The organism is Myxococcus sp. MH1 (genome assembly GCF_059738865.1).
The window spans coordinates 7,652,093-7,666,418 of sequence record NZ_AP026947.1 but is presented as its reverse complement, the minus strand read 5'-3'; the positions used below and the strand labels follow the sequence as shown (position 1 = coordinate 7,666,418).

The following is a 14,326-nucleotide window of genomic DNA, read 5'->3' as shown; positions in this document are numbered from 1 at the left end:
TCAGCCTCCCTTCGCCTTGTGCGAGAGCATCTGCGCCACGCCGTACAGCTTGGCGAAGCCAGCGGCCTCCGAGCCCGTCCACAACACGTTCGCCTCTCCGTACGTCGCCACCTTCGCGTCCATCAGCGAGTACGGCGAGCGCACGCCCTCCACCACCAGCGTCCGCGGGTGCAGCACCAGCCGCACCTCGCCCGTCACCCGCTCCTGCGAGGAGGTGAGGAACGCCTCCAGGTCCTTCACGAGCGGGTCGAAGAAGTGACCCTCGTGGAGCAGCGAGCCGTAGAGATTGCCCAAGGTCTCCTTCCAGAACAGCTGCTTGCCCGACAGCACCAGCTTCTCCAGCTCGCGGTGCGAGGTGATGAGCAGGTGCGCCGCGGGCGCCTCGAAGCCCACGCGGCCCTTGATGCCCAGGATGGTGTCACCCAGGTGCACGCCGCGGCCGATGCCGTACTGACGGCCCAGCACGTTGAGCGCCTCCACCAGCTCCACCGGCCCCAGCGCCTTGCCGTCCAGCGACGTGGGCACGCCCTTGTCGAAGCCCACGGTCAGCGTACGGGGCTTCAGGTCCGTGGGAATCTCGCCGGAGGGGAACGCCGCCTCGGGCAGCGCGCTCCACGAGTTGAGCGTCTCGCTGCCGCCCACGGACGTGCCCCACATGCCCTCGTTGACCGAGTAGGAGCCCAGCTTCGGCGGCATGTGGATGCCGCGCTCGGCCAGGAACGACAGCTCCTGCTGACGGCTCAGGCCCAGCGTGCGGATGGGGGTGAGCAGCTCCAGGTCGCCCGCCAGCGAGCGGAACGCCACGTCGAAGCGCACCTGGTCGTTGCCGGCGCCGGTGCTGCCGTGCGCGAGCGCCTGCACGCCCTTCTCGCGCGCCACGCGCACCACCTCCACGGCCTGGCAGGCGCGCTCGGCGGAGACGCTCAGGGGGTAGACCTGGCCGCGCAGCACGTTGCCGGCGATGAGGTAGCGCAGGTAGCCCTCGAAGAGGGTGCCGCGCGCGTCCACCTTGATGTGCTCCACGGCGCCCAGCTTCGCCGACAGGGCCGCGATGTTCGCCAGCTGCTCGGGCGGGAAGCCGCCCGTGTCCACCGTGACGGTGGTGACGTTGTAGCCCTGCTCTCGCAGGTACACCGTGCAGAAAGCGGTATCGAGTCCGCCGGAGAAGGCCAGCACCACGTTCTTCTTGCTCATGTCGTCACTCCTCGCGGGGAATCGTCGTCACACATCCCAGACGCGCTCGGCCGCCGTGGCCAGGGCGCGGTGGGTGTCGTCGAGCCAGGCGCGCCAGGCGCCGAGCTCCTCACGGGCCTGGGCCAGTCCCAGGTTGCCGGCGCCACCCAGGTGGGTGGCCGTCAGGGCCTCGCGGTCCGGATGGAACGTGCCGTCCGCCAGCTCCCGGCCCACCTGCCGGTACGCGTCGCGGAAGGCCTGTCCCCCGGCCACCAGCGTGTACGCATGGTGGGCCGCGTAGAGCGTGTCGTCACAGGCGGCCAGCGCCGCGTCCGCCTTGACCTGGAGCACCGGCACCAGCCGGGACAGCACATCCAACAGCGAGCGGCTGGAGGACAGCGCCGCCAGGGTGGGGCGCTTGAGCAGCTGGAAGTCACGGTGGTAGCTGGACGGCAGTCCGCTCGCCACGGCCTCCACCTGGTGCAACAGCCCCCGCAGCTCGCGGCACCGGCCGCGCGCCAGCTCCACCACGTCCGGGTTCTTCTTCTGCGGCATGATGGACGAGCCGGTGGTGAAGGCGTCCGGGAGCCCCAGGAAGCCGAACTCGTCCGTGCTGTAGAGCTGCACGTCCCACAGCCACTTCTCCAGCGTGCCCGCCACGCTGCAGGCCCATGTCAGCACCGCGGTCTCGTGGCGACCGCGGCCGTTCTGCGCATCGATGGGACTTCTCTGCACGCGACTGAAACCGAGCAGCGACGCGACGTATTCACGGTCGATGGGCAAGGGCACGCCGAAGCCCGCGGCCGCGCCGAGCGGACACCTGTCCAGCCGGCCCCACACGCCGCGCAGCGCCTCCAGCTCCTCGAGCAGTCCTTCCGCGAAGGCCATGGCCCACATGCCGAAGGTGGAGGGCATGGCGCGACGCAGGTGCGTGTAGCCCGGCAGGGCCACGTGCTGGTTCGCCTGGGCGAAGTCGAGGAACGTCTCGGCGAGCTTCACGGCGCCCGCGCCGAGCGCGAGCACCTCCTCGCGCAGGAACAGGCGCACCGCGAGCAGCACCTGGTCATTGCGCGAGCGCGCCAGGTGGATGCGCTTGCCCGGCTCGCCCACGCGCTCCACCAGCGCCGCCTCCAGCGCGGTGTGGCCGTCCTCCTGCTCGGGGCGGATGGTGAACTGGCCCGCGCGGGCCTCGTCGTGCAGCGTCTTGAGCGCGCGCACGAGCACGCGGGACTCCTCGGCCTTCAGGAGCCCCACCTTGCCCAGCATGCGCGCGTGCGCGGCGCTGCCCAGCGCGTCGTGCGGCGCGAGCGACAGGTCGACGATGGGGTCGTCGCCCACGGTGAAACGGTGGATGACCGCGTCGAGCGCGGCGCCCTTGCCCCACAGGGTGTCAGCCACGGGCCACCTCCTCGAAGTAGCCGCGCAGAAGGCGCGTGTAGAAGGCGGCGCCGGCTTCCAGCTCCGCCCGGGTGATGTACTCGTCCGCCAGGTGGCTTCGCAGCGTGTCCCCTGGGCCCACCTTCACCGCGGGCAGCTCGCCCAAAAACGCCCAGTCGGACGTGGTGCTGGAGCCCACCGGCGCCTCGCCCGACGCCGCAATCGCCGCGCGGACGATGGGCTGATGGTCCGCCGTCGCCTTCGGCAGGTAGCGCGCCGAGTGCACCTTCACCTCGCTCTGGAGCGCCTCGCCCAGCTCCTTCGCCACCTGCGCGTGGTCCATGCTCGGCGTGGTGCGCAGGTCCACGAAGAACTCACATGCGTCGGGCACCTGGTTGCGCGCCAGGCCCCCGGTAATCTGCGTCACCTGCGCCCGCGCCTCACCCAGCAGCGGATGCGACGGGAAGCGCAGCTCCGCGAGCTTCGAGATGTCCCCGGCCGCCATGTGGATGGCGTTGACCGCCTGGGCCTTGTGCGCGTGCGCCACGTGCGCGCTCTTGCCGTGCGCGGTGCAGCGCAAGAGCAGCATGCCTCGCTGGGCCGTACAGGGCTTGAGGCTGGTCGGCTCGCCCACCACCGCGGCGTCGAGCGGCCCCAGCTCGGGCAGAAGCGTGCCCAGGCCCTGACCTCCGGTCTCCTCCTCGGCGGTGAAGGCGAAGACGACCTCGCCACCCTGGGGCACGCCCTCGGCGAGCAGGGTGCGGGCCGCGACGAGCATCCCCGTCACGCACCCCTTGGCGTCGTTGCTGCCCAGGCCGTACAGGCGGTCCTCGCGCCACTCGGGCGCGTGGGGCGCGTACGTCCACCCGGCACACGGCTTCACCGTGTCCAGGTGCGAGTTGACGAGCAGGCGCCGGGGGCCGCTGCCCACGGAGAACCACACGTTGTGGCCCTTCCGGTGGACGCGCGCACCCCAGCCCTCCGCCCACCCGGACACCGTGTCCGCGATGAGACGCTCGTCACCCGACACGCTGGGGATGGCCACCAGCGCCTGGAGCAGCTCCGCCGTCTTCATCCCGCGTTCCCGGCGGCCGTCTTGGGCGCCTTCTCGCGGACGACCATGGTGCCGCTGCCCTCGTTGGTGAAGACCTCCTCGAGCAGCGCGTTGGGCGCGACGCCGCTGACCAGGTGCACGCTGCCCACGCCGCCCACGAGCGCGTGGCGGATGGCGTGCGCCTTGGGACGCATGCCGCCGGAGATGGCGCCCGTGTTCTCCATGGTCGCCAGGTCCGTCAGGTTCGCCAGCGTCACCAGCGACGTGGGGTCGTTCAGGTCCTTGAGCAGGCCCGGCACCTGGACCAGGAAGAAGAGCTTCTCGGCCGACAGGGCCACCGACAGCGCCGCCGCCACGGTGTCCGCGTTGGTGTTGTACACGGCGCCGTCCACGCCGCCGGAGAGGGGCGCGATGACGGGCACGTAGTCGGCCGAGCGCAGGTGCTCGACGACGCGCGTGTCCACCGCCTCGATGTCACCCACCAGCCCGTAGTCCACGAGCTTGCCCTCGGTGGCGCCGGGCTCGGTCACCATGACGGGAGGACGCTTGCGCGCCTTGATGAGGCCCGCGTCCACGCCGCTCAGTCCCACCGCGGGCACACCCGCCGCCTGCAGGTCCGCGAGCAGGTCCGTGTGCAGCTTGCCGGCGAGCACCATCTTCGCCGCGTCCAGCACGGGCGCGGACGTGACGCGGCGGCCCGCCACCTTCTCCACCGGCAGGTGGAGGGCGTCACAGAGCGTGTCCAGCTCCGGGCCGCCGCCGTGCACGACGACGGGGCGGATGGAGAAGGTCCACAGCAGGGCGATCTGCTCGCACGCGGAGCGGCGCAGGCGCGGGTCGCTCAGCATGGCGCCGCCGAGCTTCACGACGAACGTCTTGCGACGGAACTGCTGCACATAGCGCGCGGCGTTGCGAAGCGCGGAGTACGGGTCGGGCGACAAGGGCACGGGAGACCTCGAAAGGAAGAAGGGTGACGGGCACGCCTCGAAGGGCGCCGCTTTTCAGAGGGACTGCGAGCGCATCCAGTGCAGGAGGGCGCGCTGGACGTGGAAGCGGTTGCCCGCCTCGTCCACCACGCGGCTGCTGGAGTGGTCCAGGACCTCGTCGGCGACCTCCACGTTGCGGCGCACGGGGAGGCAGTGCAGGAAGGCGGCGTCCTTGGCGGCGCGCGACATGGTGCGCAGCGTGGGCATCCATCCGGAGTACGACGCGAGCAGCGCCGTGACGTCGTTGGGCGAGAAGGCCGCCGCGGCCGTCGGGCCCCAGGACTTGGCGTAGACGGCGCGGCTGCCGGCGAGCGCCTCGTCCTGCTCGTGGGTGTAGGTGATGCTGCCGCCGGTGGCCTTGGCGTACGCCTCCGCCTCCGCGCGCACGGCCGGGTGCAGCTCGAAGCCGGGCGGGTGGGCCACGCGCACCTCGCAGCCGGCCGCGGCCGCGCTGAGCAGGAACGAGTTGGGCACCGCCTTGGGCAGGGGCTTGATGTGGGGCGCCCACGTCAGCGTCACCGGCAGCTTCTTCGTGGAGCCGAACGTCTCGCGCAGGGTGAGCACGTCCGCCAGGCCCTGGCAGGGGTGCTCGCGCGCGGACTCCATGCTGACCACGGGGACGGTGGCCCACTTGCGGAACGCGTTGATGATGGGGTCGACCTCGTCCTCCTCGTCACCGCCGCCCTGCGAGAAGGTGCGCACGCCCAGCATGTCCACGAAGCGCGACAGGACGGGCGCGGCCTCCTTGAGGTGCTCGGCGCGGTCCAGGTTCATCACCGCGCCCTCGCGGTGCTCGAGCTTCCACACGCCCGCGCCCACGTCCAGGATGATGGCGTTGCCACCCCCGCGCAGCATCACCGCCTCGAACGAGGTGCGCGTGCGCAAGGACGGGTTGAAGAACACCATGCCCAGGATGCTCCCCGGGAAGAGCGCGCCGGGGGCCTTCTTCTTCCAAGCCTCCGCCTGAGAGAGGACGGCCTCCACACCCGCGGGGCCGAGATCCTTGATGTGGGTGACGTGCTTCATGGGCCTGCGCTCCCCGGCCTGGACCGGTGCATAGGTGGATGAATATGCACCTTCATGCGTGCATTTCCGCGAATGGGGCGCGGATATTATGCAGAAGGACGCGGCGCGCAAGAGTATTGTTCCCGCAATCTTTCATGCGGGTTCCTTGCATGGAAATTCACGTGCATGCATGGTGGAAGGAATGAACCTGGACGACGAAATCCTTCGGCTCATCTCGGAGCGGGAGATCAGCGATCAGGCCGTCTTGCAGGAGCTGTTGGAGGCGGAGGGGCAGGCGCCGAGCCAGTCCACGCTGTCGCGGCGGCTCAAGAAGCTGGGCGTGCAGAAGGTGGGCGGGCGCTATCAGCGCGCGTCGCTGACGGAGCCGGTGGCGACGCCGGAGCGGCCGCGCGTGAGCATCGTCGAGGCGCCGCCGAACCTGCTCGTGGTGAAGACGAGCCCCGGCTACGCGCCGGTGCTGGCGCTGGCGTTGGACCGTGAGCCGGAGGTGCCGGGGCTCGCCGGCACGGTGGCCGGTGACGACACCATCTTCGTCGCGGTGACGGACCCGTCCCGCCTGCGTGAGGTCCGCTCCGTCGTGGAGCGCTTGATGCTGCGCAGCGCCTGAGCCTCGAGGGAACGCTGGATGCAGGGCTGTGCGCGCGGGAGGCTGGCCCGGGGCGAGGCTTGCGCTCGCGTTCCAGGCGATGCAACCTTGGAGGGATGTTCAAGCAGGGACAACCCAGGACGTCAGACCCCCGTGCTACTTCGTGGGCATGACCATGGAATCGGGGTGGGGCGTCGGGGTTTATCGGAGTGAGGGCACCGTGGAGAAGAAACCGGCCACCTATGCGGACCTGGAGGCGCTCCCCGAGACGGTCATCGGGGAGCTCATCGACGGCGTGCTGCATGCCAGTCCCAGGCCGGCGCTTCGGCATTCGTTGGTGTCATCGCGTCTGAACGGTGAACTGAGCGGTCCCTATGACAAGGGGAGAGGCGGCCCCGGTGGCTGGTTCATCTTGTTCGAGCCGGAGCTCCATCTCTCCGGCGGAAACGTCCTCGTCCCGGACCTCGCTGGATGGCGGCGCGAGCGGATGCCGGGGATTCCCAGCGGGGTCGGCTGCACCGTCGTTCCGGACTGGGTCTGCGAGGTGCTCTCCCCGTCGACCTCGCGGCTGGACCGCTTCGCCAAGCAGCCCATCTATGGTCGTGAAGGCGTGAAGCACCTGTGGCTCATCGATCCGAAGGTCCGGACCCTGGAGGTCTGGCGACTGGAGGGCGCGGGGTACCAGAAAGTCGCCCAGCATGAGGGGCTGGCCAAGGTGCGCGCGGAGCCATTCGAGGCCATCGAACTGGAGCTGGGTTTCCTCTGGGACGAGGGGTAGCGCGGCACGCGGTTACAGGGCGGTTACACCTTTCACCAGGGCTCACTCGTTACTGTCCCAAGCGTGCTCACCAGGGCACCGCCGTACGAAAGGACACACGATGAAACCGGCCCTCAAGCTCCCCATCATCCTCGGCTCGGCCGCGGCGCTCGCGGTCTCCGCGCTCCTGTTGGGCAAGCCGTCCACGGACAATGCTCCCGCCCCCGTTGTCGCGACGCCTCCGGTCGCTCCACCTGCTCCCGTCGCGGTGGTGCCCGCGGCTCCCGTGGCGCCTCCCTCGCCCCAGTTCGTGGACCCGAAGGCGGCGCCGGTCATCCAGATCGCGCTCCTGCTCGACACGAGCGGCAGCATGGACGGGCTCCTGGACCAGGCGCGCACCCAGCTGTGGAACATCGTGAATCGCTTCGCCAAGGCGAAGCGTGGCGGCGTGGCGCCCCGGTTGGAGCTGGCCCTCTACACGTACGGCGACACCACCCCCGGCGCGAGCTCGAGCGAGATCCGCCAGGTGACGCCGTTCACCTCGGACCTGGATGCGCTCTCCGAGCGGCTGTTCGCCCTGCGCACCTCCGGCGGCTCGGAGCACGGTGGCGAGGTCATCCAGGAGGCCACCCGGAAACTGGAGTGGAGCCCGAAGGAGGACTCGATGCGGCTCATCTTCATCGCCGGCAACGAGACCTTCATCCAGGGGCCGGTCGACTACCGGGAGGCCGTGGCCGCCGCGCGCAAGAAGGGCATCACCGTGAACACCATCCACTGCGGTGACTACGAGCAGGGCATCGCGGACCACTGGAAGGATGCGGCCACGCGCGCCGACGGCAGCTACATGAACATCGACCAGAACCAGCGGGTCGTCGAGCTCGCCGCTCCGCAGGACGATGAGATCGCCCGGCTGGGCACCGAGCTGAACAACACCTACGTGGTCTACGGCGGCGCCGAGGCGAAGGAGAGCCAGCAGCGACAGGCCACGCAGGACAAGCTCTCGCGCGGCGTGTCGCTGTCGAACATGGCTTCGCGTGCGATGGCGAAGAGCTCCGGGAACTATTCCAACGAGAGCTGGGACCTGGTGGACGCGGTGAAGAAGAACAAGGTGGACCTGGGCTCCGTCGCGGCGGAGGAGCTGCCCGAGCCCATGCGCAACCTGGACGCGGCGGGGCGCAAGGCGTGGCTCGCGGCCCGGGAGAAGGAGCGTGAGGCGCTCCAGCAGCGCATCCAGCAGCTCGGCAAGGAGCGCCAGCAGTTCCTGGCGGAGGCGCGCAAGAATCAGGCGACGAAGGGGGATGACACGCTGGACGGCGTCATCGGCCAGGTGGTGCAGCGCGAGGCGAGCAAGCGAAGCTTCACCCTGGAGTAGGATGCGTCATGGCCGCGCGCCGAGTGCTCGTCGTCGAGGATGACCCCGCCATCCGGCGCGGAATCGTGGATGCGCTTCGCTTCGAGGGCTACGAGGTCCTCGAAGCGGGCGTGAAGGAAGAGGGCCAGCGCGTGGCCGAGCGCACGCCGGTGGACCTGGTGCTGCTGGACCTGGTGCTCCCTGATGGTGACGGGTTGGACCTGCTGGCGGCGGTGCGCAAGAGCCGGCCCACGCTGCCCGTCATCATCCTCACCGCCCGGGGCCAGGAGGAGGACCGGGTGAAGGGCCTGAAGCTGGGGGCGGACGACTACGTGGTGAAGCCCTTCTCGGTGCGGGAGCTGTTGGCCCGGGTGGGTGCGGTGCTCCGACGCTCGGCCGAGCGTCCCGTGGGGGCCTCCCGCGTGGACTTCCCTGGCGGGCACTTCGTGGTGGAGCGCCGCGAGCTGAGCTTCGATGACGGCACGCGGATGGACCTGTCGGAGCGAGAGGCGGACGCGCTGCGCTACCTGGGGGAGAACCCGGGGCGAGCCATCTCCCGCGAGGAACTGCTCGAGCGCGTGTGGCACCTGCCCGCGCGCGGACTGCAGACGCGCACGGTGGACATGACGATGGCGCGGCTGCGCGAGAAGCTGCGCGATGACTCCGCCGAGCCCCGCGTCATCCTCACGGTGCGCGGCAAGGGGTACATGTTCTCCCAGCCGGGCGGCGCCCGATGATTCGCTCCTGGCGTGTCTGGAGCGTGGTGAGCGCCTGTACGGTGCGCGGCAAGGGCTCCATGGGCTCCCCGTCGGGCGGCACTCGATGATTCGCTCCTGGCTCGCGGTAATCGCCCGTGCGGCATGCGGCAAGGGCTCCATGTTCTCCCAAATGGGTGGAGCCCGATGATTCGCTCCTGGCGAGTCTGGCTCGCGGTGAGCGCCTGCCTGGCGCTGGCGCTGGCCGGCGTGGTGTGGCTGTCCGTCTTCGCCCTGCGCCTGGACCGCGCGGACCGTCAGGCCCGCCTGAGCGCGGCGCGCGAGGAGAACGTGCGCCTGGCGCTGTGGCGGCTGGACTCGGAGCTGTTGCCGCTGGTGGCCCGGGAGAGCGCGGTGCCCGCGGAGGCGTATGCGGCCGTGGCCCCCGTGCCCGGTGTGCTGGACGCGCGCAACGCCCCGCTCCCCGAGGGGCAGGCGTGGATGGCGTCTCCTTTGCTCGCGGGTCCGCCGGAACATGTCCTGCTCCACTTCCAGGTGGACACCGCCGGGAACGTCACCTCTCCGCAGGTCATCGAGGCGTCGCTGCGCGCCTCGCTCGGAGTGGCCCCGCCCCGCGTGGGGGAGGAGGTCCTGAGGGCGCGCCTGGAGCACGTGTCGCGTCAGCTCGGCGGCCTCCGGCTGCGCGAGGCGCTCGCGGCGCGGGATGCACCCGCCTCGACCGGCAGCCCGTTGTCACGCGTCCAGAGCAAGCTGTCGTCCTCGTTCCAGGAGCTCAAGAACGCCAGCGAGTACGACGCCCGCTCGCGCAGCGCGCGCCAGGCCGCCAGTCAGAATGTCGTGACCTACCAGGCCCAGGAGCCATCGGCGGCCCGCGCCTCCCCCCGCGCGGAGATGCGGGCGCTCTGGGTGGGCGACGCGCTCCTGCTGGGCCGGCTCGTCCGGGTCGATGGCCAGGAGGTCCTCCAGGGCTGCTGGCTGGACTGGCCCGGGTTGAGCCGCTGGCTCCAGGGCCGCGTGGAGGACCTGCTCCCGGGCGCGACCCTGGAGCCCGCACGGGGCGACGTCACGGCGACAGGGGAGGGGAGGCTCCTGGCGGCCCTGCCGGTGCGGCTGGTACCGGGCTCCACTTCGGGCGAGGAGGGCTCCTCGGGCGCCCTCTCGTCCCTGCCGCTCGTGCTCATGGTGGCCTGGAGCGGCGTGGCGCTCGCGGGCGTGGCGGTGGTGGCGCTGCTGGTGGGCGTGATGGCGCTGAGCGAGCGTCGGGGCGCCTTCGTGTCGGCGGTGACGCACGAGCTGCGCACGCCGCTGACGACGTTCCGCATGTACACGGAGATGCTGTCGGCGGGCATGGTCCCGGACGCCGCGCGGCGACAGGAGTACTTCGACATCCTCCACCGCGAGGCGGAGCGGCTCAGCCACCTGGTGGAGAACGTGCTCGCCTATGCCCGCATCGAGCGTGGGCGCGCGCCGGCCCGGTTGGAGCCGGTGGCGGTGGACGCGCTCGTGTCGCGGCTGGAGCCCCGGCTCGCCGAGCGCGCGCTCCAGTCCGGGCTGGTGCTGAGCGTGGACGTGCCCCCGGACGTCACCGTGCTGACGGACCCGTCGGCGGTGGAGCAGGTCCTCTTCAACCTCGTCGACAACGCGTCCAAGTACGCCGCCGGCGCCACCGACCCACGCCTGCACCTGGAGCTGGAGCGGCGGGGCCGCCGGGTGGGGCTGGTGGTGAGGGACCACGGCCCGGGCGTGGACCCCGCCACGGCCCGCAGGCTCTTCGAGCCCTTCTCCAAGTCCGTTCAGGCCGCGGCCCGGTCCGCGCCCGGCGTGGGCCTGGGGCTCGCCCTGTGCCGCCAGCTGGCCCGGAGCATGCGCGGGGAGCTGCGCTACGCCCAGGCCCCCGAGGGCGGCGCCCGCTTCGTGCTCTGGCTACCCACCGCGTAGCCCGCGTCCAGGTCGACCCAGGACCTCGGGGTCGCCCACCCTCCAGGGCGTGGTGGGAAGCCGAGGCGTGCCCACCCCCCATGCGCGGGGCCCCGAACGCTTCCTCGCTGGCACGTGCGCCAGTCGTCTTTGGAAATGTGGATAAGAGCGAATAGCCAGCGAAGTTGGTGATCCTGCGTTGCGCCAGGACGACCATGAGAGCAGCTTGGCCATCCCGGCGGGCAGGGAATTGTCGGTATTCACGAAAACAATTCTTTGTTCTCAAGATTTGCGGGGGATTTCGTTCGACAGGCTAGGCAGGCGTGGCGAAGCGACTCGATGGGATGTGAGACCCAGGAGGACACCATGGGCATGTCGGGGAAGACATCGCTGCTGGAAGGCGCTCGCAACGAAGGAGGAGAGGCCCGGGATGCCCTTCAGGGGGTGGCGTACCAGGAGCTCCGCGAGATGACGCACGCGGCCATGAGCGGAGAGGCCTCGCGGGCCACGCTGCGTCCCATGCTGCTGCTGCGCGACATCTGCGGGCGGTGGGCGGGGGAGTCCGCGGACATGGAGCGACGTCGCCATGTGCTGGGGGTGGGGGCCCAGGCGATGCGTCGGGCGTTGGTGGAGGCGGTGCGGGTGCGCAACGCCCACCGTCGGGACGCGCTGCGTGAGCCGTTGTACCTGCACGACGAGGTGACGGAGTCCCCCGTGGGCGTCGACATCGACGTGCTGGGGTTGGAGCGGGTGCTGGTGGAGCTGGAGTCGTTCAAGCCCCGGCTGGCCCGCCTCGTGGAGCTTCGTTACTTCGCGGGCCTGGGCATCCAGGAGACCGCCGCGGTGCTGGGCGTGGCGCCCGCCACCGTGCGCCGGGACTGGGCCTTCGCGCGTGGCTGGTTGTGCGAAGGCGTGGGGCACTGACGCTCCCCACGTCGTCGTCCTGGTGCGTGTTGCCTCGCAGGCAACGTCCTGGTTCGCCGTGTTGTCCCCGGGTCCTCGCGGGGTGGTCGCGTCGTCACGCGCCCCCGAGTGACACGCGCCGCGGCACAGCACGTGCTCTGGGGTCCGGCGGGCCGTGCCCGAAGCCGGCCCTCACCAAGGACGAAGCTTCATATGAACCAGGGGAAGAAAGTGGGTCTGTTGGGGAGCCCGCTGCGTTGGGCCGGAGTGTCGATGACGCTGTTGTCGGCGCCCGTGAGCCTCGCGGAGGACTGCCCGACGCCGTCGCTGCAGCAGTGCGTGGACGTCGACTACCGCTCGAGCAAGTGCGGCGAGGCCCACGACGGATATTGCCAGCAGATCATCGAGACGGAGTGGAGGGCGCGCTGGGACAACGCGCCCAAGCGCACGGTGCTGTTGCCGGAGGAGTTCGGCAGCGGGACGGCAACGGTGGCCACCCAGCCCGTGTCGCTGGGCACCACGCGCGTGAGCGGCATGGACCAGGGCCTGTCGGGCCAGGTGCTCAAGGGGCAGATTCTCTACCGCAAGAAGCTGGAGAAGCTGACGAAGGCGGAGCTTGCGTACCTGGGGCAGCTGCAGGCCTGGGACAAGAACGGGACGCAGGTGACGTCCTGCCAGGAGTACGTGGACGAGAAGTACTACGACTACAGCCGCTTCGAGCGGCGCTCGGGCGTGCACGGCGACGACTACCGCGCGCTGTTCCAGTCGGCCTACGGGGGCGACGGCATCGCCCACCGCACGCTGTACAGCCGCGACGGCAAGAAGCTGGCGTCCATCTGGGGCGAGACGCGGGTGGCGAAGAACGCGTACTTCGCCTTCACGCCCGGCCCCTACCCGAAGGGCGTCAAGCCCTACGAGTTCACCACCGACGCCGCGCGGCTCGCCAACAACCCGGAGGCCCGGCAGTGGGCGGTGGCCTCGGACTCGTGGCACCAGGAGATGGCCGAGCAGCTCGCGCACATCCCGGATGACGAGCTCACCGTGCGCCAGGAGGAGCAGGAGGGCTTCATCGCGCTGCTCGCCCAGCGCGCGGGCATCTACGCCGACTGGCAGAAGGCGTACGCGCTCTTCCTGAAGAAGGACCGCGACACGAAGGAGCTGAACGCCACCACCGCCGAGCGGCTCTACGCGCTCGACAAGGTCATCGAGGAGCGCCTGGTCCAGGCCGAGGGGCAGGGCTGCCTCGACTCGAAGTACGTGACGTCCTGCGACTGGAGCCCGCGCCGCTACAAGCTGGAGCTGGACGCCGCCATGGGGCCGCGCCGCGCCGCGGACCTGCAGGCGTGCTTGTTCCTGACGGGCAACGACTTCAGCGAGACGAGCTTCGTGCGCAACGCGCACCTGCTCAAGATCTCCACCCTGAAGGAGAAGGACTACACCCTCAACACGACGATGCTGGCCCAGTACGTGCTCGCCTACGGCCAGTACATCCAGGCGCAGGCGGCGCCCACCAACCCGTCCACGGGCCTGGTGCGCCATGGCGGCGAGGCCGGTGACAGTGGCTACGCGGGCGACAGCTTCATGGGCGCCGGCTACGACTACAACGGCGGCTGGGAGGTCACGGCGCCGGGCGCTTCGAGCGCGCGGATGCAGGCGAATGGCTTCGGCCTGACGGGCCCGTGGTGCGAGTACAACGCGCGCATCTACGGCGAGTTCAACGCCTACGCGAACCTCTTCAGCCCCACCCGCATGGAGGTCATCCACATCGACGGCTCCGCGGGCACCGAGGGCAACGGCATCCGGCTCACCGTGGGGGCCCGCTTCCTGGGGCAGTCCGTCTACACCCACGACCAGACCTATCCGCTGCGCGTCACCTTCGCGCAGACCAAGCCCGTGTACGCGTTCGACGAGGCCCAGACGTCCTACACCTTCATGGTCTGGTACATCCCCGTCACGCTGACGGCGGGCGTGTCCGCGGAGACGGGCGTCAAGTTCGACATCGGCGGCGCCATCACCCGTGACTGCGCGGCGGACCTGCTGGGCGTGGACCTGTTCGGCATCCTCACGCCGTACCTCTCCGTCAATGGCTTCGCGTCGGTGGGCATCGGCCTGCCGAAGGTCCAGGTCGCCGTCCGCGGCACGGTGGTGCTCACCCGCGCCAACCTCCCGCTGGAGACGGACATCGGCATCTACCTGAGCTCGCCCTCGCACCCGACGGACCCGAACACGCTGTTCCTGCGCCTCACCTCGAAGCTGGACATCGAGACGCGCTTCCTCGACGGGCGCATCTCGCTCTTCCTGCAGCTGTTCGACCTGAAGGCCGAGTTCCCCGTGTTCTCGTGGAGCGGCTTCGGCTTGAAGCACAACATCTACACCGAGACCAAGACGGTGCCGCTGGCGCGCATCTTCTAGTCACACGGCGGGGCCGCTCCGGCGCTCACGTGTCGGGGCGGTCCTCCTGGGGCGCCATGGCCTTCCAT

12 protein-coding genes are annotated in these 14,326 nt (G+C 70.3%); 7 read left to right on the top strand and 5 right to left on the bottom strand.

The window, feature by feature from the left end; all coding sequences use genetic code 11:
• From argG to AC6JA9_RS29980, 5 genes are read right to left on the bottom strand one after another with little or no spacing between them, the layout of a single operon-like run.
• Positions 1-1,194 carry an argininosuccinate synthase gene (argG, locus tag AC6JA9_RS30000; protein ID WP_497958213.1) on the bottom strand — a complete coding sequence of 398 codons (1,194 nt, stop codon included), beginning with the start codon at positions 1,192-1,194 and terminating at the stop codon, positions 1-3.
• Positions 1,195-1,221: 27 nt separating this feature from the next.
• Positions 1,222-2,571, bottom strand: a complete 1,350-nt coding sequence (gene argH, locus AC6JA9_RS29995; RefSeq protein WP_223745532.1) for an argininosuccinate lyase — start codon at positions 2,569-2,571, stop codon at positions 1,222-1,224.
• A complete protein-coding gene (locus AC6JA9_RS29990) occupies positions 2,564-3,625 on the bottom strand; it encodes a M20/M25/M40 family metallo-hydrolase (protein WP_497958212.1) in 1,062 nt (353 codons plus the stop codon). Before AC6JA9_RS29990 ends, argH begins: the two co-directional genes overlap by 8 nt.
• Positions 3,622-4,551, bottom strand: coding sequence for an acetylglutamate kinase (gene argB, locus AC6JA9_RS29985; RefSeq protein ID WP_141323719.1), 930 nt, complete (start codon positions 4,549-4,551; stop codon positions 3,622-3,624). The genes AC6JA9_RS29990 and argB overlap by 4 nt, the downstream gene beginning before the upstream one ends.
• A gap of 54 nt (positions 4,552-4,605) precedes the next feature.
• A complete protein-coding gene (locus AC6JA9_RS29980) occupies positions 4,606-5,616 on the bottom strand; it encodes an N-acetylornithine carbamoyltransferase (RefSeq protein ID WP_046715156.1) in 1,011 nt (336 codons plus the stop codon).
• A 169-nt stretch (positions 5,617-5,785) separates the two neighbouring features.
• Here AC6JA9_RS29980 and AC6JA9_RS29975 point away from each other — a divergent pair, with 169 nt between their 5' ends.
• From AC6JA9_RS29975 to AC6JA9_RS29945, 7 genes are all read left to right on the top strand, one after another.
• Positions 5,786-6,223, top strand: coding sequence for an arginine repressor (locus tag AC6JA9_RS29975; protein ID WP_082165339.1), 438 nt, complete (start codon positions 5,786-5,788; stop codon positions 6,221-6,223).
• 199 nt (positions 6,224-6,422) lie between these two features.
• The gene (locus tag AC6JA9_RS29970; RefSeq protein ID WP_223784006.1) at positions 6,423-6,980 is read left to right on the top strand and encodes a Uma2 family endonuclease; all 558 of its coding nucleotides are present in this window, start codon (positions 6,423-6,425) and stop codon (positions 6,978-6,980) included.
• A 100-nt stretch (positions 6,981-7,080) separates the two neighbouring features.
• On the top strand, positions 7,081-8,331 hold the full coding sequence (locus AC6JA9_RS29965) for a vWA domain-containing protein (protein WP_223745535.1): 1,251 nt from the start codon (positions 7,081-7,083) through the stop codon (positions 8,329-8,331).
• 8 nt (positions 8,332-8,339) lie between these two features.
• Positions 8,340-9,047, top strand: coding sequence for a response regulator transcription factor (locus AC6JA9_RS29960; protein ID WP_223745536.1), 708 nt, complete (start codon positions 8,340-8,342; stop codon positions 9,045-9,047).
• A gap of 165 nt (positions 9,048-9,212) precedes the next feature.
• Entirely contained in the window at positions 9,213-10,964 is a 1,752-nt protein-coding gene (locus tag AC6JA9_RS29955) for a sensor histidine kinase (protein WP_223784008.1), read from the top strand.
• 351 nt (positions 10,965-11,315) lie between these two features.
• Positions 11,316-11,867: an ECF-type sigma factor gene (locus tag AC6JA9_RS29950; protein ID WP_223745538.1), complete on the top strand. Its 552-nt coding sequence runs from the start codon at positions 11,316-11,318 to the stop codon at positions 11,865-11,867.
• A 252-nt stretch (positions 11,868-12,119) separates the two neighbouring features.
• The gene (locus AC6JA9_RS29945; protein WP_408889732.1) at positions 12,120-14,258 is read left to right on the top strand and encodes a hypothetical protein; all 2,139 of its coding nucleotides are present in this window, start codon (positions 12,120-12,122) and stop codon (positions 14,256-14,258) included.
• Positions 14,259-14,326 lie beyond the last annotated feature (68 nt).

What these genes read in the sequence shown, in the direction of transcription:
- AC6JA9_RS29990 (WP_497958212.1), bottom strand. Translation starts at nt 3,625, where the DNA reads ATGAAGACGGCGGAGCTGCTCCAGGCGCTGGTGGCCATCCCCAGCGTG.
- AC6JA9_RS29950 (WP_223745538.1), top strand. Translation starts at nt 11,316, where the DNA reads ATGTCGGGGAAGACATCGCTGCTGGAAGGCGCTCGCAACGAAGGAGGA.
- argG (WP_497958213.1), bottom strand. Translation starts at nt 1,194, where the DNA reads ATGAGCAAGAAGAACGTGGTGCTGGCCTTCTCCGGCGGACTCGATACC.
- AC6JA9_RS29955 (WP_223784008.1), top strand. Translation starts at nt 9,213, where the DNA reads ATGATTCGCTCCTGGCGAGTCTGGCTCGCGGTGAGCGCCTGCCTGGCG.
- AC6JA9_RS29975 (WP_082165339.1), top strand. Translation starts at nt 5,786, where the DNA reads ATGGTGGAAGGAATGAACCTGGACGACGAAATCCTTCGGCTCATCTCG.
- AC6JA9_RS29945 (WP_408889732.1), top strand. Translation starts at nt 12,120, where the DNA reads ATGACGCTGTTGTCGGCGCCCGTGAGCCTCGCGGAGGACTGCCCGACG.
- AC6JA9_RS29980 (WP_046715156.1), bottom strand. Translation starts at nt 5,616, where the DNA reads ATGAAGCACGTCACCCACATCAAGGATCTCGGCCCCGCGGGTGTGGAG.
- AC6JA9_RS29960 (WP_223745536.1), top strand. Translation starts at nt 8,340, where the DNA reads ATGGCCGCGCGCCGAGTGCTCGTCGTCGAGGATGACCCCGCCATCCGG.
- AC6JA9_RS29965 (WP_223745535.1), top strand. Translation starts at nt 7,081, where the DNA reads ATGAAACCGGCCCTCAAGCTCCCCATCATCCTCGGCTCGGCCGCGGCG.